The organism is Mycolicibacterium novocastrense (assembly GCF_001570485.1).
Taxonomy (GTDB): domain Bacteria; phylum Actinomycetota; class Actinomycetes; order Mycobacteriales; family Mycobacteriaceae; genus Mycobacterium; species Mycobacterium novocastrense.
Genome location: NZ_BCTA01000093.1, coordinates 168,281 through 184,314 on the forward strand (window position 1 = coordinate 168,281; position 16,034 = coordinate 184,314).

16 protein-coding genes are annotated in these 16,034 nt (G+C 68.7%); 10 read left to right on the top strand and 6 right to left on the bottom strand.

The window, feature by feature from the left end:
- Positions 1 to 111: 111 nt before the first annotated feature.
- Entirely contained in the window at positions 112 to 1,284 is a 1,173-nt protein-coding gene (locus tag RMCN_RS27715) for an amidohydrolase (RefSeq protein WP_067396033.1), read from the bottom strand.
- Complete coding sequence (locus tag RMCN_RS27720) at positions 1,281 to 2,462, bottom strand: M20 family metallopeptidase (RefSeq protein ID WP_067396036.1); 1,182 nt, start codon at positions 2,460 to 2,462, stop codon at positions 1,281 to 1,283. The genes RMCN_RS27715 and RMCN_RS27720 overlap by 4 nt, the downstream gene beginning before the upstream one ends.
- A gap of 70 nt (positions 2,463 to 2,532) precedes the next feature.
- On the opposite strand from RMCN_RS27720, the gene RMCN_RS27725 reads away from it, so the two are divergent.
- Both RMCN_RS27725 and RMCN_RS27730 read left to right on the top strand, forming a co-directional pair.
- A complete protein-coding gene (locus tag RMCN_RS27725) occupies positions 2,533 to 3,327 on the top strand; it encodes a purine-nucleoside phosphorylase (protein ID WP_067396040.1) in 795 nt (264 codons plus the stop codon).
- A 49-nt stretch (positions 3,328 to 3,376) separates the two neighbouring features.
- On the top strand, positions 3,377 to 5,005 hold the full coding sequence (locus RMCN_RS27730; protein ID WP_067396044.1) for a phospho-sugar mutase: 1,629 nt from the start codon (positions 3,377 to 3,379) through the stop codon (positions 5,003 to 5,005).
- On the opposite strand, the gene upp is transcribed toward RMCN_RS27730, so the two are convergent.
- On the bottom strand, positions 5,002 to 5,625 hold the full coding sequence (gene upp / locus RMCN_RS27735) for a uracil phosphoribosyltransferase (RefSeq protein WP_067396047.1): 624 nt from the start codon (positions 5,623 to 5,625) through the stop codon (positions 5,002 to 5,004). The genes RMCN_RS27730 and upp overlap by 4 nt on opposite strands.
- A gap of 50 nt (positions 5,626 to 5,675) precedes the next feature.
- Here upp and RMCN_RS27740 point away from each other — a divergent pair, with 50 nt between their 5' ends.
- From RMCN_RS27740 to satS, 3 genes are read left to right on the top strand one after another with little or no spacing between them, the layout of a single operon-like run.
- On the top strand, positions 5,676 to 5,966 hold the full coding sequence (locus RMCN_RS27740) for a type VII secretion target (RefSeq protein WP_067396049.1): 291 nt from the start codon (positions 5,676 to 5,678) through the stop codon (positions 5,964 to 5,966).
- Between the two features lie 3 nt (positions 5,967 to 5,969).
- The gene (locus RMCN_RS27745; protein WP_067396052.1) at positions 5,970 to 7,061 is read left to right on the top strand and encodes a C40 family peptidase; all 1,092 of its coding nucleotides are present in this window, start codon (positions 5,970 to 5,972) and stop codon (positions 7,059 to 7,061) included.
- Between the two features lie 49 nt (positions 7,062 to 7,110).
- Complete coding sequence (satS, locus tag RMCN_RS27750) at positions 7,111 to 8,376, top strand: protein export chaperone SatS (RefSeq protein WP_067396056.1); 1,266 nt, start codon at positions 7,111 to 7,113, stop codon at positions 8,374 to 8,376.
- Between the two features lie 94 nt (positions 8,377 to 8,470).
- Here satS and RMCN_RS27755 read toward each other — a convergent pair whose 3' ends face one another.
- The 3 genes from RMCN_RS27755 to RMCN_RS27765 are packed head-to-tail and all read right to left on the bottom strand — an operon-like array spanning position 8,471 to position 11,300.
- A complete protein-coding gene (locus tag RMCN_RS27755) occupies positions 8,471 to 9,559 on the bottom strand; it encodes an adenosine deaminase (RefSeq protein WP_067396060.1) in 1,089 nt (362 codons plus the stop codon).
- Positions 9,560 to 9,573: 14 nt separating this feature from the next.
- Positions 9,574 to 10,881: a thymidine phosphorylase gene (locus tag RMCN_RS27760; protein ID WP_067396063.1), complete on the bottom strand. Its 1,308-nt coding sequence runs from the start codon at positions 10,879 to 10,881 to the stop codon at positions 9,574 to 9,576.
- Complete coding sequence (locus RMCN_RS27765) at positions 10,878 to 11,300, bottom strand: cytidine deaminase (RefSeq protein ID WP_067396067.1); 423 nt, start codon at positions 11,298 to 11,300, stop codon at positions 10,878 to 10,880. Before RMCN_RS27765 ends, RMCN_RS27760 begins: the two co-directional genes overlap by 4 nt.
- Before the next feature lie 259 nt (positions 11,301 to 11,559).
- Here RMCN_RS27765 and sdhC point away from each other — a divergent pair, with 259 nt between their 5' ends.
- The 5 genes from sdhC to RMCN_RS27790 all read left to right on the top strand — a co-directional run bounded on the left by sdhC (position 11,560) and on the right by RMCN_RS27790 (position 16,017).
- Positions 11,560 to 11,982, top strand: coding sequence for a succinate dehydrogenase, cytochrome b556 subunit (gene sdhC, locus RMCN_RS27770; protein ID WP_084377806.1), 423 nt, complete (start codon positions 11,560 to 11,562; stop codon positions 11,980 to 11,982).
- Entirely contained in the window at positions 11,979 to 12,470 is a 492-nt protein-coding gene (locus RMCN_RS27775; RefSeq protein WP_174523737.1) for a succinate dehydrogenase hydrophobic membrane anchor subunit, read from the top strand. Before sdhC ends, RMCN_RS27775 begins: the two co-directional genes overlap by 4 nt.
- A 13-nt stretch (positions 12,471 to 12,483) precedes the next feature.
- Positions 12,484 to 14,238, top strand: a complete 1,755-nt coding sequence (gene sdhA / locus RMCN_RS27780) for a succinate dehydrogenase flavoprotein subunit (protein WP_067396074.1) — start codon at positions 12,484 to 12,486, stop codon at positions 14,236 to 14,238.
- A gap of 4 nt (positions 14,239 to 14,242) precedes the next feature.
- Positions 14,243 to 15,043 (top strand): succinate dehydrogenase iron-sulfur subunit, encoded by an 801-nt coding sequence (locus tag RMCN_RS27785; protein WP_064413367.1) that lies wholly within the window; start codon positions 14,243 to 14,245, stop codon positions 15,041 to 15,043.
- Between the two features lie 143 nt (positions 15,044 to 15,186).
- On the top strand, positions 15,187 to 16,017 hold the full coding sequence (locus RMCN_RS27790; RefSeq protein ID WP_067396321.1) for an alpha/beta hydrolase: 831 nt from the start codon (positions 15,187 to 15,189) through the stop codon (positions 16,015 to 16,017).
- Positions 16,018 to 16,034: the final 17 nt, after the last annotated feature.

Consider the following 16,034-nt stretch of genomic DNA (forward strand, 5'->3'; position numbering starts at 1 on the left):
GCACGCGAATGTGGATGAAGTGCGGCTTGGGGACGATCAATGGGCGCGAGCGACCGTCGACTGCCCGGTCACCGCGGCGTGTTGCGGGGCAAACACGGTCGCTCGCGGCAGTTAGAACGCGGCGGCCTGGTCGATGATGTTGACTAGGACCCGCACTCCGACCGCGAGCGCCCGCTCGTCGAGGTCGAACGTCGGCTGATGCAAATCCAACTGGGGGCCCCGACCCGTCCACACGCCCAACCGGGCCATGGCGCCGGGCACCTCCTCCAGGTACCACGAGAAGTCCTCGCCACCACCGGACTGCCGGGTGTCGGCCAGCACGTCGGAGCCGATCGCTTCGATCGCGTGGGTGAGGATGCGTGTCGAGATCTCCTCGTTGACCACCGGCGGCACACCGCGACGGTACTGCACCGTGTATTCGATGTGCAGCGGCGCCAATAGCGACGAAATGATCTCCCGCACAATCGTTTCGAGTGTTTCCCAGGTGTCGCGGCTCGCGGTCCGGATGGTGCCCGCCAACGTCCCGGTCTGCGGGATCGCGTTCGCTGCGACGCCCGCGTTCACCGCGCCCCACACCATCACGGTGCTGTTGCGCGGGTCGATGCGACGCGACAGCACGCCCGGCACCCCCGTGATCAACGTGCCGAGCCCGTAGACGAGGTCACCGGTGAGATGGGGCCGCGAGGTGTGACCGCCGGGCGAATGCAGCGTCACCTCCAGCTGATCGGCGGCCGACGTGATGGGCCCGGGCCGCATCGCCACCTTCCCGACCGCCAACCGCGGGTCGCAGTGCAGCGCGAAGATCCGCGAGACCCCCGACAGTGCGCCGGCAGCGATCGCGTCGATCGCGCCGCCTGGCATCAGCTCCTCGGCGGCCTGAAAGATCAGCCGCACCCCGACGGGAAGTTCCGGCACCGACGCCAACGCCAGCGCGGCGCCCAGCAGGATCGCGGTGTGCGCATCATGCCCGCAGGCGTGTGAGACGCCCGGCACCAACGACGCGTACGGCGCGCCGGTGCGGTCGGCCATCGGCAATGCGTCCATATCGGCGCGCAGCGCGATCCGCGGCCCGTGCTCGGGCCCGAAGTCGCACGTCAGGCCGGTGCCGCCGGGCAGCACCTTCGGGTTCAGGCCCGCGTCGGCCAGCCGCGATGCGACGAACTGCGTGGTGGCGAACTCCTGTCGCCCCAGCTCCGGATGCATGTGAATGTGGCGACGCCACTTGACGAGGTCATCGAAGTGGGCCGACAGCCACCGGGCGGCGGCGTGGGGCAGCACGCTCATGACGCCCGCCTCGTCTGCAGTTCCAGCACCCGGTCGCGTTCGCCGGGAGTCTCTGCCAACCGCACCACCGTGCGGGCCAGCATCACCGCGCCCTCGACCACCGCTCTGTCGGCGCTCGGGCTCGCGGCGGCCTCGGCGAACGCGGGTTGGTGGACCGACGCCCCGCCCGCGTCGATGCCGACGATCGGATGGATCCCGGGCATCACCTGCGTGACATTGCCCATGTCGGTGCTGCCCAGCGGCAACGCCGCCTCCAGTTCGGGAGCGACCGGCTCGCGGCCCATCCGCTGCATCTCCGCGCGGAACGTCTCGGCCAGCCAGGTGTCCGGGGTCAGTTCGTGGTAGCTGGGTTCGGTCTCGGTGACGTCGTGCCCGCAACCGGTGGCCACTGCCCCGGCCAAGAAGCAGTCCGCCATCCGCTGTTCGAGTTCGCGCAGCGAGGCCGCGTCGTTGGCCCGCATCGTGTACTGCATCTCGGCGCGTGCCGGGATGACGTTGGTGGCCTGGCCGCCGTCGGTGACGATGCCGTGCGCCATCTGGCCCGGCGCCATCTGTTGGCGCAGCAGCCCGATCGCCACCTGCGCGACGGTGATCGCGTCGACGGCGTTGATGCCGAGGTACGGCGCGACGGCGGCGTGGGCTTCCCTGCCCTCGTACCGGACGGCGACCTGCGACAACGCCAACGATCGCGCGGCCGCGATGTCGAGCGGGCCGGGATGCAGCATCACCGAGGCGGTGATGTCGTCGAACGTGCCCGCGTTCAGCAGCAGCACCTTCCCGCCGCCGGCCTCCTCGGCAGGCGTACCGAGAAGCACCACCGTCAATCCCAGTCGGTCGGCCACCTCCGCCAGGGCCAAGGCGGTGCCGACGGCCGACGCAGCGATGATGTTGTGTCCACAGGCGTGCCCGATACCGGGCAGCGCGTCGTACTCGGCGCAGATGCCCACGACCAGCGGCCCGCTTCCGTATTCGGCCCGAAACGCCGTCTCGAGCCCCGCGGGCGCCTGCGTGACGTCGAATCCGTACTCGGCGACCAACGCCTGCGTCTTGGCGCAGCTGCGGTGTTCGGCGAACGCGAGTTCGGGCTCGGCGTGGATGGAATGCGAAAGTTCGACCAGATCGTCACGGCGTCGGCGGACGGCGTCCTCAACGGCGTCCGACGCGGTGAGTGCTGGCATCTTGGCAGTATCTCACTGCGCCATCTCATCGGGGCCGGGCGTCGGGGTCCGACAGATAAGCTCGCCCACTGTGACCGATGTCCAGGCGGTGGCCGCCGAGGCGGCCGAAGCGCTCGCCGAGCGCACCGGCGTCGAGCGCCACGACGTCGCCGTCGTGCTCGGTTCGGGCTGGGCGCCGGCGGTGCAACGGCTGGGTGATCCGGTCGCCGTGGTTCCGGTCGCGGAGTTGCCGGGTTTCACGCCACCGACCGCCGAAGGGCACGGCGGCCAGGTGTTGTCGATGCGCATCGCCGAGCATCGTGTGCTGGTCTTCGTGGGCCGCATCCATCCCTACGAGGGGCACGACCTGCGTCATGTCGTGCATCCGGTCCGCGCCGCCTGCGCCTGCGGTGTGCACACGGTCGTGTTGACCAACGCCGCGGGTGGGCTGCGCGAGGACTTCACCGTCGGACAGCCCGTGCTGATCAGCGACCACCTCAACCTGACCGGCCGGTCACCGCTGGTGGGTGCGCAGTTCGTCAACATGGTCGACGCGTACTCACCGCGCCTGCGTGAGCTCGCCCGCGAGATCGACCCGACGCTCGTCGACGGCGTCTACGCCGGCCTGCCGGGGCCGCAGTACGAGACGCCCGCCGAGATCCGGATGCTGCGCACGGTGGGCGCCGACCTCGTCGGCATGTCGACCGTGCACGAGACCATCGCCGCCCGCGCGGCCGGCGCCCGGGTACTGGGGATTTCGCTGGTGACCAACCTCGCGGCGGGCATGACGGGTCAGCCGCTGAACCACGAAGAGGTGCTGGAGGCCGGACGTCAGTCCGCGACGCGGATGGGCACCCTGCTCGCCGCGGTCATCGCCCGGCTGTGAGGTCGAAGTCGCCGGAATATGCGGCCGAGAAACTGGGCACACTAACCGCATGACTGCGTCGCCGGCCACAAGTACTGCGCAGGAGTGGATCTCTCACGACCCCGATCCCAAGACCGCCGCCGAGCTCTCGGAGTGTTCCGAGGAAGAACTCGAGCAGCTGTTCGCACACCCCTTGACGTTCGGCACCGCAGGCCTGCGCGGGCCGTTACGCGCCGGCCCCGGCGGGATGAACCTCGCCGTGGTGCTGCGGGCCTCCTGGGCGGTGGCCAAGGTGCTCAAGGATCGAGGACTGGGCGGGCAGGACGTGATCGTCGGCCGTGACGCCCGGCACGGATCCGACGACTTCGCGCTGGCCGCCGCTGAAGTGCTTGCCGCACAGGGCTTTCCCGTGACCTTGTTCCTCACCGCCGTACCCACGCCCACCCTCGCGTTCGCCGTACGCCATCGCCCCGCGGCGGCCGGCATCCAGATCACCGCCTCGCACAACCCGCCGTCCGACAACGGCTTCAAGGTGTTCTTCGGAGGCGGCTTCCCGATCAACTCGCCCACCGATCACGAGATCGAGGCGGCCATGACCGAGGCGCCGCACGCCGACGAGATCCCCCGGCAGGAGGTCAGCCCCGGTGGCGTCGACGAAATCCAGCGCTACGTCGAACGCGCCGCCACTCTCCGGCACACCCACGGCGCGGTCCGGATTGCGTTCACTCCTCTGCACGGTGTGGGCGGGGAGTTCGCGCTCGACGCGTTCGTGCGCGCCGGCCTTCCCGATGTGCACGTCGTCGACGAGCAGTTCGCGCCCGACCCCGACTTCCCCACCGTCTCCACGGCCAACCCCGAGGAACCCAAGGCGGTCGAAGCCGTCCTGAGACTGGCCGCCGACGTCGACGCCGACGTCGCAATCGCACTGGATCCCGACGCCGACCGATGTGCGGTCGGCGTTCCCACGCCCGACGGGTGGCGCATGCTGTCCGGCGATGAAACAGGTTGGCTGCTCGGCGATTTCATCCTCTCGCAGATAGAGCCGGGACCGGTGATGGAGACGACTGTCGTGGCCAGCACCCTGGTGTCGTCGCGCATGCTCTCGGCGATCGCGCGTGAGCACGGAGCGCGGCACGTCGAGACACCCACCGGCTTCAAGTGGTTGTCACGCGCCGACGTCGACCTACCCGGCTGCACGCTGGTGTACGCCTACGAGGAGGCGATCGGGCACTGCGTCGATCCGTCTGCGGTCCGCGACAAGGACGGCATCAGCGCGGCGGTGTTGATCTGCGATCTGATCGTCGCGCTGCGCGACCGCGGGCACACACTGCTCGATGCGCTCGACGACCTGGCCCGCCGCCATGGTGTGCACACCACGACCGCGGTGTCGCGACTCGTCGAGGACGCTCACGAGGCCGCCGCGGTGATGAAACGCCTGCGGGAGACACCACCCGAACGCCTCGCCGGCTACGAGGTGACCGTCACCGATCTGCTGCCCGACGAGGGCACCGACGCAGTGGTCATGACCGGAGGCGACGACGACGTCTCGGTGCGCATGGTCGTGCGACCCTCCGGCACCGAGCCGAAGGTGAAGTCCTACATCGAGGTTCGCTGTAGCGAGGTCAACGATCTGGCGGCCGCCCGGGAGCGGGCACAGCGCGTGCAGGACGAGCTACGCGAGGTCGCCGGGCGCCTTTAACGCGGGCCGAATTGGCGGTCCCCGGCGTCGCCGAGGCCCGGCACGATGTAAGCGATGTCGTTGAGGCATTCGTCGATGGTCGCGGTGACCAGCCGGATGTTCGGTGCCGCCTTCTCAAGTGCGGCAAGGCCTTCGGGGGCCACAACGACGCAGACCGCCGTGATGTCAACGGCACCCCGGGAATACAGCAGTTCGACGGTGTGCACCATCGAACCGCCCGTCGCCAGCATCGGGTCGAGCACGATCACCGGCTGCGTGCTCAAGTCCGCAGGCAGCGACTCCAGATACGGTGTCGGCTGGTGCGTTTCCTCGTTGCGTGCGACGCCGACGAAGCCCACGCGCGCCTCGGGTATCAACGCGTGTGCCTGGTCCACCATCCCGAGGCCGGCGCGTAACACCGGTACGAGCAACGGCGGGTTGGCCAGCCGGCAGCCGGTCGTCTCGGTGAGCGGGGTGCGCACGGGCACGGTATCGACCGCGGCGTCGCGGGTGGCCTCGTACACCAGCATCAGCGTCAGATCGCGAAGTGCCGCCCGGAAGGCGGCGTTGTCGGTGTTCTCGTCGCGCAGAGTGGTCAGTCGTGCGGCCGCCAGCGGGTGATCGACCACGCGCACATCCATGGGGCGACCATAGCGGGAACCGAGGGTCGCTGCGCCGCGTCCTACTCCATATGCACGCTGACACCGACGCGGTCCGGGCGCTGGCCACGACCACCGCCGCCCATGCCGACGAACTGGCCTCGATCGCTTCGAAGCTGGCCGCGGTCACCACATCCGCGGCCGCGTTCGGTCCCGTCGGCCGGCCGTTCCTCGCGGCGCTGGCCGACGCCATCCAGGGCGAGGCCCGCGGGGTGGCCGCGCTGGGCGATGATGCCTCGGCGAGCGGTGACGCCGCTTACCGGACGGCGCTCGCCTACGACGACGCCGACGAACGCGCGGGCGCACGGGTGTTCGGCCTGTAGCCGATGCCGAGTGGGTTGATCGCCGGGCTGACGGCGCCGCTGCGGGAGGTCCAGTCGCTGGTCGGGTCAGGTTCGGCGGCCGAGCTCGCGACCGCCCTGCGCGATGCGCACCATGCGCTGCGCGAGGTGTCGGCGTCGGTGGGCCAGGCGTGGGGCCGCGCGGCGCAGCACTGGGCAGGCGCGGGTGCCGACGCAGCTGCGGGCGTGTTCACCGCGGCCGTCACGCGGACCGATGAGCTCGCGGAGCGGGTGGGGCGGCTCGGTGCGGCGGCTGAGACGGCAGACGCCGCGGTGGCGCGCGCTCGGGAGCGGCTGAGCGACATCGTGGACACCTTCGAGGCGCGGGCGGCAGCGCTCGAGCCGTTCCTCGACTCGCCGGGGGTGACGGAGGAGTTGGTCGCCGAGGCGCGGCGTTCACTCGCGGAGGCCGTCGCGGTGGTCGACGAGTTGCGCGCCGAACTGGACGGGCACGCCGACGGCTTTCCCACCGCACCGTCGGCGCCGGTGACCGGGCCGGCGCCGACCTCGCCCGCGGGGTTCAGTGCCCCCGGATTCGGCGGCGGAGGTGTGCCGGCCGGCGGAGCGGGTTCCGGTGCGAGTGGACTGGCATCCGGTGCGAGCACGGGCGGTCTCGGCTCGCTCGTGCGCGACATCGCCGAGTGGTCGCGCCCCGAGCCGCCTGATGCCGCGAGGTTCGGCGACGGCGTGGCGGTGCGGCTGCCGGACGGCAGCACGGCAACCGCACCGAACGCGGTGGCCGCGAGCGCCGTTCGGTATGCCCTGACCCAGCTGGGAGTGCCGTACGACTGGGGCGGCACCACGCCGGGTGTCGGCCTCGACTGCAGCGGGCTCACCCAGTGGGCCTATTCGGAAGCCGGATTGACCCTCCCGCGGCTGGCCCAGGAACAGGACGTCGGCGCCCCCGTGGGGGCCGGCGACCTGCGGCCGGGCGACCTCGCGATATGGGACGGTCACGTGGCGATGGTCGTCGGGAACGGCCAGATGATCGAGGCCGGCGACCCGGTGCAACTCTCGCCGATCCGCACGACCAACGCCGGGCAAGGTTTCCAGGGGTTCTGGCGCCCGACGGCGTGAGGGCACTGTGCCAGCTTCGCCGGCAGTTCCGATCGTTAGGCTGTCCGCCATGGCTGCTGACATCGTGCCGATCCGGCTCGGCTTGACCAAGGGCGACCTGTACACGTTATGGGCTCCACGCTGGCGTGACGGCGGCGACGAGTGGGAGGCCTTCCTCGGCAAGGACGAGGATCTGTACGGGTTCGAGTCGGTGGCCGACCTGGTCGCGTTCGTCAGGACCGACAAGGACAACGACCTGGTCGATCACCCCGCATGGGCCAAGCTCACCGAGGCCAACGCCCACCGCCTTGACCCGGCCGAAGAGCATCAGTACGACGTCATCGGCGTGCCCGAGATCGTCGCCGAGAAGGTCAACGAGGATGCGGTTCGACAACTGCACCGCACACTGGTGGTCGTCTCATCGCTCGGCTCGGTGTGTGAACTGCCCGTCGTCACAAGGTTTTTCAACGGCAACCCGGTGCTAGGCACGCTCGGCGGCGGGATCGACGCCTTCTCCGGCCGAAGCGGACGTAAGAAGTGGGGCGAGATCGAGGCGGTCATCGGCCGGGCCTGGGACAACGTCGTCGACGCGCTCGACGAGGTGATCACGACGCCCGACGTCGACAGCTCCGCCTCGCAGAAGGCGGAAGCCGAACTGGCCGAGCCTGCGCCGGAACCCGAAGACGACGAGCTGGTCGATGAGGTGTCCGAGGCCGACGACACCGAGGATGCCGAGGAGGACTCCGACGCGCTGACCACTCAGGCGCAGAGCCAGGTGCTCGGCAGCGACGAGGACTTCTGGCTCAAGGTCGGCATCGACCCGGTCCGGTTGATGACGAGCGCGGGCACCTACTACACGCTGCGCTGCTACCTCGACGACCAGCCGGTCTTCCTCGGCCGCAACGGGCGCATCAGCGTGTTCGGCTCCGAGCGGGCGCTGGCACGTTATCTGGCCGACGAACACGATCACGACCTGTCGGGCCTGGCCACCTACGACGACATCCGCACGGCGGCCACCGACGGCTCGCTGCAGGTGGAGATCACCGACGACAACGTCTACGTGTTGACCGGCATCGTCGACGACCTCGCCGACGGGCCCGACGCGCTCGACCGCGACCAGTTGGAGCTCGCCGTCGAACTGCTCCGCGATGTCGGTGACTACTCCGAAGACACGACCGTCGATCAGGCCCTCGATCCCGACCAACCGCTCGGCAGGCTGATCGCCCACGTCCTGGAACCCGACACCGTCCGCGCACCGAGCCCGCCGTACGCCAAGGCCGTCGAGCAGTGGGAGGCGTTGGAGGCGTTCGTCGAGTCCCGACTCCGCCCCGAATAGGGGCACGCCTTCGCCGCGAGCGACCGCAAACTGTCACGCGCACGCGGCGTGTCGGGGGACAGACGCGGTCGCTCGCGCGGAAAAAGAAGGAGACTCAGCCGATCAGGACGGCGTAGCGCGGCTTGATCACGTCGTCGATGATGGACAGGCGCTCGTCGAAGGAGATGAACGCCGACTTCATCGCGTTGATCGTGAACCGCTGCAGATCGCTCCAGCCGTAGCCGAAGGTCTCGACCAGCCGCAGCATCTCCTGGCTCATCGTCGTGTCGCTCATCAGCCGGTTGTCGGTGTTGACGGTGACGCGGAAGCGCAGCCGGGCCAGCAGGTCGAACGGATGCTCGGCGATGCTGGCCACGGCCCCGGTCTGCACATTCGACGAGGGGCACATTTCGAACGGGATTCGCTTGTCGCGCAACAGCGCCGCAAGCCGGCCCAGCTGCGCGGTGCCGTCGGGCGCGACGGTGATGTCGTCGGCGATCCGCACGCCGTGGCCGAGGCGGTCGGCACCGCAGTATGCGATCGCCTCGTGGATCGACGGCAGACCGAACGCCTCCCCCGCGTGAATCGTGAAGCGCGCGTTGTTCCCTCGCATGTACTCGAACGCGTCGAGGTGGCGTGTGGGCGGGTGGCCGGCTTCTGCGCCCGCGATGTCGAAACCGACCACGCCCTTGTCGCGGCACCGGATCGCCAGTTCGGCGATCTCCAGAGAGCGTGCCGCGTGCCGCATCGCGGTCACCAGACAGCGCACGGTGATGGTCCGCCCTTCGGCGCTGGCCGCCTTCTCACCGTCGGCGAATCCGGCCATCACCGCGTCGACGACGGCGTCCAGCGACAGTCCGCCGTCGATGTGCAGTTCGGGCGCGAAGCGGATCTCGGCGTAGACCACGTTGTCGGCGGCCAGGTCCTCGACGCACTCGTAGGCCACCCGGTGCAGGGCCTCGGGTGTCTGCATGACGCCGACGGTGTGGGCGAACGGCTCCAGATAGCGCACCAGCGAACCGCTGTGCGCGGCGGTGCGGAAGAACGTCGCCAGCTCGTCGACATCGGAGGCCGGAAGGTCGTCGTATCCGGTCGCCTCGGCCAGCTCGAGGACGGTCGCCGGGCGCAGCCCGCCGTCCAGGTGGTCGTGCAGCAGCGCCTTGGGCGCTTGTCTGATCGAGTCCAGCGTCAGCGGCGTCGTCATCTCGCTCTCCGGTTCTAGTCTCCGCTCGTGATTCGGTCGATGATCAGTGGACGCGGCGGCGGTGCGGCGTCGCCGACGGCCCAGTTGCCGTCCAGTTCGGCGATCGCCCGCTCGAAACGGTCGGGGGTCTCGGTGTAGAGCGTGAACAGCGGCTCCCCGGCGCTCACAGCTTCACCCACCCGCCGGTGGATGTACATCCCGGCGCCCGGCTGGACCCGCTCACCAGGAGCGGAGCGGCCCGCTCCGAGCCGCCACACCGCCAGACCCACCGCCATCGCGTCGATGCTCTCCATCCTGCCATCGCGCGGCGCCGTGATGGTCTCGGCGTGGGGGCCGACGGGCAAGTCCCCTGCCAGATCACCGCCCTGCGCGGCGACGAGTTCGCGGAACCGGTCCATCGCCGAGCCGTCCTGAAGGGTCTGGGCCGGGTCCACACCGTCGAGGCCCGCGGCGTCCAGCATCTCGGCGGCCAGCGTCAGCGTGAGCTCCACCACGTCCGGCGGGCCGCCGCCAGCGAGCACCTCCAGCGATTCGGCCACCTCCACCGCATTGCCCACGGCGCGGCCCAGCGGCGTGGACATGTCGGTCAGCACCGCCCGGCTGGCCACGCCGTGCGCGGTACCCAGTTCGACCATCGTGCGGGCCAGTTCCCGCGATTCGTCCTCCGTCTTCAGAAACGCGCCCGAACCGACCTTGGTGTCGAGTACCAGGGCATCAACGCCCTCGGCGATCTTCTTGCTCATCACCGAGCTCGCGATCAGCGGCAGCGACTCCGTGGTCGCCGTGATGTCGCGCAGCGCGTAGATCTTCCGGTCGGCGGGAGCCAGCTCACCCGCGGCGAATATCGCAGCGCCTAAGTCGCAAAGCTGTTGACGGATATGATGTTTCGAGATCTCTGCGGTGAACCCCGCAATGGACTCGAGCTTGTCGAGCGTGCCGCCGGTGTGGCCGAGTCCGCGGCCGGCGGCCTGCGGCACCGCGCCGCCGCAGGCCATCACCACGGGCACCAGCGGGATGGTGATCTTGTCCCCCACACCACCGGTGGAGTGCTTGTCCACCAACGCCAGAGGCTTACCGCCCCGGCGAAGATCGCTGAAGTCCAGCCGCTCGCCGGAGTCGACCATGGCCGCCGTCCAACGGGCGATCTCGGCCGGCGACATACCGCGCAGGAAAATCGCCATCAGCAACGCCGACATCTGCTCGTCGGCCACGTGGCCGTGGGTGTAGGCGTCGACCACCCAGTCGATCGCCGCGTCCGAGAGTGCCCCGCCGTCGCGCTTGGTCCGGATCACCGACGGTGCATCAAATGTGAACTGCGTCACGGAGTTTCCCCGCCTCCCGACCGGCCACGCCGGGCGAGGTCCTGCGGCCCGAACGCGTCGGGCAACAGATCGGCCAGCGGCCGCGGTCCGCTCGGATGGTCGATCACCATCTCGGGCCCGCCGTGTTCGAGTAGCACCTGACGGCACCGGCCGCACGGCATGAGCAACTCTCCGGCCGCGTCGACGCACGACAGCGCGATCAGGCGTCCACCGCCGCTCGAATGCAGGTCGCAGACCACCGCGCACTCCGCGCAGAGACCAAGACCATATGAGACATTTTCCACATTGCAACCAGTCACCACACGCCCGTCGTCGACCAGGGCGGCCGCGCCCACCGCGAAGCCCGAATATGGGGCGTAAGCGTTCTCAGATACTTCTGTTGCCTTGCGGCGCAACGCTTTCCAGTTGATCTCCGACATCGTCCCACCCTCGCCCGGCCGGTTCTGAATGCATTCCGATGCCGCCTCCGCGGAGCCGGAAACCGGAATAGGCAACCCTAACTTCGGCGTTTTTCAAGACATCGACGGCTAAACCGTAGTTCGTTTAGCAGTACAACTGGGTTTAGAGTCGCCCCGAGGTTTGGGTGAAGTGCGCGAACCGGAACCGACCGCCAGGAAGGAACCTGCCGCCCGGTGCAGCTCCGAAGCCCAATCGTCCACCGAAGGCGTTGGAGGCCAGATGAGTACTGCGACACCCGAGAGCCCAGCTGCTCCACGATCGCAACCGTCGCGCAGACGGACCCTCTACCGCGGCGATCCCGGGATGTGGTCATGGGTCCTGCACCGCATCACCGGTGCGACGATCTTCTTCTTCTTGTTCGTCCACGTGCTCGACACGGCGCTGGTGCGGGTCAGCCCGCAGGCCTATAACGAGGTCATCGAGACCTACAAGACTCCGCTGATCGGGCTGATGGAGATCGGGCTGGTCGTCGCCGTGCTCTACCACGCACTCAACGGCGTTCGGGTGATTCTCATCGACTTCTGGCAGCACGGCGCGCGCTATCAGCGGGTGATGCTCTGGGTCGTGGTCGGCGTCTTCCTGGCGATCTTCATCCCGTCGCTGGGCGTCATCGGCATGCACATGGCGGAGCGTTTCCTGTGAGCGCGCCAGCGGGCGGGCCGTCGGGAGCCTGGACGCCGCACCACCGCGAGGGCCGTATCGCCCCGGTGATGCAGAAAGAGCACGACAGGCCGGCCGGCCTGGACCACCCGCGAGCACCACGGCGCCCGCGCGGCATCCCCTACTTCGAGAAGTACGCATGGCTGTTCATGCGGTTCTCGGGCGTCGCGCTGGTCTTTTTGGCGCTCGGCCACCTTTTCGTGATGTTGATGTGGGAGGACGGGGTCTACCGCATCGACTTCAACTACGTCGCCCAGCGCTGGGCGTCGCCGTTCTGGCAGATCTGGGACATGGCGCTGCTGTGGTTGGCCCAGCTGCACGGAGCCAACGGCCTGCGGACCATCATCGGTGACTACGCGCGCAAGAACACCACGAAATTCTGGCTGAACTCGCTGTTGCTGCTGGCGACGGGATTCACGCTGGTGCTGGGCAGCTACGTGCTGGTGACCTTCGACGCGAACATCTCATGAGGGTGAGCTTCACATGATTCAGGAACATCGCTACGACGTCGTGATCGTCGGTGCGGGCGGCGCCGGGATGCGCGCAGCAGTGGAGGCGGGCCCGCGGGCCCGCACCGCGGTGCTGACGAAGCTGTACCCGACGCGCAGCCACACCGGCGCGGCGCAGGGCGGTATGTGTGCCGCGCTGGCCAACGTCGAAGAGGACAACTGGGAGTGGCACACCTTCGACACGGTCAAGGGCGGCGACTACCTCGCCGACCAGGACGCGGTCGAGATCATGTGCAGGGAAGCCATCGACGCGGTGCTGGACCTCGAGAAGATGGGGATGCCGTTCAACCGCACCCCCGAGGGCCGCATCGACCAGCGCCGCTTCGGCGGGCACACCCGCGACCATGGCAAGGCTCCGGTCCGCCGGGCCTGTTACGCCGCCGACCGCACCGGCCACATGATCCTGCAGACGCTGTATCAGAACTGCGTCAAGCACGACGTCGAGTTCTTCAACGAGTTCTACGCGCTCGACATCGCGATCACCGAAACGCAGTCCGGCCCGGTGGCCACCGGCGTCATCGCCTATGAGCTGGCCACCGGCGACATCCACGTCTTCCACGCCAAGGCCATCGTGTTCGCCACCGGCGGGTCGGGCCGGATGTACAAGACGACTTCCAATGCGCACACGCTGACCGGGGACGGCCTCGGCATCGTTTTCCGCAAGGGACTTCCACTGGAGGACATGGAGTTTCACCAGTTCCATCCGACCGGTCTGGCCGGCCTCGGCATCCTGATCTCCGAGGCGGTGCGCGGCGAGGGTGGCCGGTTGTTGAACGGTGACGGCGAGCGCTTCATGGAGCGCTACGCGCCGACGATCGTCGACCTGGCACCGCGCGACATCGTCGCCAGGTCGATGGTGCTCGAGGTGCTCGAGGGCCGTGGCGCGGGGCCCAACAAGGACTACGTCTACATCGACGTGCGCCACCTCGGCGAGGACGTGCTCGAGGCCAAGCTGCCCGACATCACCGAATTCGCCCGCACCTACCTGGGCGTCGACCCGGTCAAGGAGCTGGTGCCGGTCTACCCGACGTGTCACTACGTGATGGGCGGCATCCCGACCAACGTCAACGGCCAGGTGCTGCGCGACAACACGACCATCGTCCCCGGGCTGTACGCCGCGGGTGAATGCGCGTGCGTGTCCGTCCACGGCGCCAACCGGCTGGGTACCAACTCGCTGCTGGACATCAACGTGTTCGGCCGTCGCGCGGGCATCGCCGCGGCCAACTACGCACTGGGACATGACCATGTCCCCCTTCCGCAGAATCCGGCGGGCATGGTGGTCGACTGGGTCGGCGACATTCTCTCCGAGCACGGCAACGAGCGCGTCGCCGACATCCGCGGGGCTCTGCAGCAGTCGATGGACAACAATGCGGCGGTGTTCCGCACCGAGGAGACACTCAAACAGGCGCTCACCGACATCCACGCGCTCAAGGAGCGGTACTCGCGAATCACGGTGCACGACAAGGGCAAGCGCTACAACAGCGATCTGCTCGAGGCGATCGAGCTCGGCTTCCTGCTCGAGCTCGCCGAGGTCACCGTCGTTGGGGCGTTGAACCGCAAGGAGTCTCGCGGCGGCCACGCCCGCGAGGACTACCCCAACCGCGACGACACGAACTACATGCGCCACACCATGGCCTACAAGGAGGGCGCGGACCTTCTGTCCGACATCCGGCTGGACTACAAGCCCGTGGTCCAGACGCGCTATGAGCCGATGGAACGGAAGTACTGATCAAATGACCCTAGCGCCTGACGTAAAAGGCCCGGCCACCAAAGACCCCGAGCTGCCGCCCGTGCCCGAGGGCGCGGTGATGGTGACGCTGAAGATCGCGCGGTTCAATCCGGAGGACCCCGACGCCTACGCCGATTCGGGCGGCTGGCAGAGCTTCCGGGTTCCGTGCCTGCCCACCGACCGGCTACTGAACCTGCTGCACTACGTGAAGTGGTACCTGGACGGCACGCTGACGTTCCGTCGGTCGTGCGCGCACGGGGTGTGCGGCTCGGATGCGATGCGGATCAACGGCGTCAACCGGTTGGCCTGCAAGGTGCTGATGCGCGACATGCTGCCGAAGAACCCGAAAAAGCAGCTCACCATCACCATCGAGCCGATCCGCGGGCTACCCGTCGAGAAGGACCTCGTCGTGGACATGGAGCCGTTCTTCGACGCCTACCGCGCGATCAAGCCGTACCTGGTCACCAGCGGCAATCCGCCTACGCGCGAACGGATTCAGAGCCAGACCGACCGGGCCCGCTACGACGACACCACCAAGTGCATCCTGTGCGCCTGCTGCACGACGAGCTGCCCGATCTACTGGAGCGAGGGGTCGTACTTCGGTCCCGCAGCGATCGTCAACGCGCACCGGTTCATCTTCGACAGCCGCGACGAAGCCGCCGCCGAGCGGCTCGACATCCTCAACGAGGTCGACGGGGTGTGGCGCTGCCGCACGACGTTCAACTGCACCGAGTCCTGCCCGCGCGGCATCCAGGTCACCCAGGCCATCCAGGAGGTCAAGCGCGCGCTGATGTTCGCGCGCTGATAGCGAACCGAAGAGCTCCTTTCGCCGTTGTATCCACTACAACCCCCGAGAGGAGCGCAGTGTCGATACTGTCCTGGCAGCCCGTCGCCGACGGCGTGGCGCGCCTGTTCGCCCGAACCTTCAACACCGAACCGAAGCCGGGCGTGCGATTCGGAGACATCGAGGGCGATACGAGCACCGACGTCGTCGCGACCCGGCACGGACCCACCGCGGTGACGATCTACCGGCCACCGCCCTCGGCAACACCGGGCCCCGGCGTCTACGTCAACATCCACGGCGGTGGTTTCGTCGCCGGCCATCCGGAGCAGGACGACCCGTGGTGTCGCTACCTGGCCGCGCACGCCGGGGTGGTCGTCGTCAACACCGACTATGTACTCGCACCCGGCCACCGGTTCCCCACCGCGGCGCAACAATTGCTCGACGTGGTGCGGTGGGCGGCCGCCGAGGAACGAGACTGGGATGGCAGCCGGTTGTGCGTCGGCGGACAGAGCGCCGGCGGCAACCTGTCGGCCGCGGTCAGCCGGATGGCCCTCGAAGAAGGGGGCCCGGCGATCGCGCTGCAGGTGCTGCACTATGCGCCGCTGGACCTGGTGACACCGGCTGCGGAGAAGCGCTCTCCGCTGGGTCGTGACGCCATGCTCAAACCGTGGATGGCTGAGGTCTTCGACACGGCCTACATTCCGCGGCGCGAGGACCGCACTCACCGGTTCGCCTCGCCGGCGTGGGGGTCCAACGCCGACGACCTCGCCGGGATCGCCCCCGCGGTCGTCATCACCACCGAGTTCGACATCCTCCGCGACGAAGGCGTCCGGTACGCGGCCAAGCTGGACGCCGCGGGCGCGCTGGTGCGCCATCACGATGTCGTCGGCGTCGACCACGGCTACAACGTCCGAAGCGACAACACCGACGTGACGCGGCGCATGTACGACGTGCTCGTGGACCACGTGCGCAACGCGACCGCTCCGCGGACCTGACCGCGAATCGGAACGCA

Excerpts from the sequence above, each read along its gene's own strand:
- sdhA (WP_067396074.1), top strand. The coding sequence starts at position 12,484 with ATGATTCAGGAACATCGCTACGACGTCGTGATCGTCGGTGCGGGCGGC.
- RMCN_RS27740 (WP_067396049.1), top strand. The coding sequence starts at position 5,676 with ATGCACGCTGACACCGACGCGGTCCGGGCGCTGGCCACGACCACCGCC.
- RMCN_RS27785 (WP_064413367.1), top strand. The coding sequence starts at position 14,243 with ATGACCCTAGCGCCTGACGTAAAAGGCCCGGCCACCAAAGACCCCGAG.
- RMCN_RS27720 (WP_067396036.1), bottom strand. The coding sequence starts at position 2,462 with ATGCCAGCACTCACCGCGTCGGACGCCGTTGAGGACGCCGTCCGCCGA.
- RMCN_RS27755 (WP_067396060.1), bottom strand. The coding sequence starts at position 9,559 with ATGACGACGCCGCTGACGCTGGACTCGATCAGACAAGCGCCCAAGGCG.
- upp (WP_067396047.1), bottom strand. The coding sequence starts at position 5,625 with ATGGATGTGCGCGTGGTCGATCACCCGCTGGCGGCCGCACGACTGACC.
- RMCN_RS27730 (WP_067396044.1), top strand. The coding sequence starts at position 3,377 with ATGACTGCGTCGCCGGCCACAAGTACTGCGCAGGAGTGGATCTCTCAC.
- sdhC (WP_084377806.1), top strand. The coding sequence starts at position 11,560 with ATGAGTACTGCGACACCCGAGAGCCCAGCTGCTCCACGATCGCAACCG.
- satS (WP_067396056.1), top strand. The coding sequence starts at position 7,111 with ATGGCTGCTGACATCGTGCCGATCCGGCTCGGCTTGACCAAGGGCGAC.
- RMCN_RS27765 (WP_067396067.1), bottom strand. The coding sequence starts at position 11,300 with ATGTCGGAGATCAACTGGAAAGCGTTGCGCCGCAAGGCAACAGAAGTA.
- RMCN_RS27745 (WP_067396052.1), top strand. The coding sequence starts at position 5,970 with ATGCCGAGTGGGTTGATCGCCGGGCTGACGGCGCCGCTGCGGGAGGTC.
- RMCN_RS27715 (WP_067396033.1), bottom strand. The coding sequence starts at position 1,284 with ATGAGCGTGCTGCCCCACGCCGCCGCCCGGTGGCTGTCGGCCCACTTC.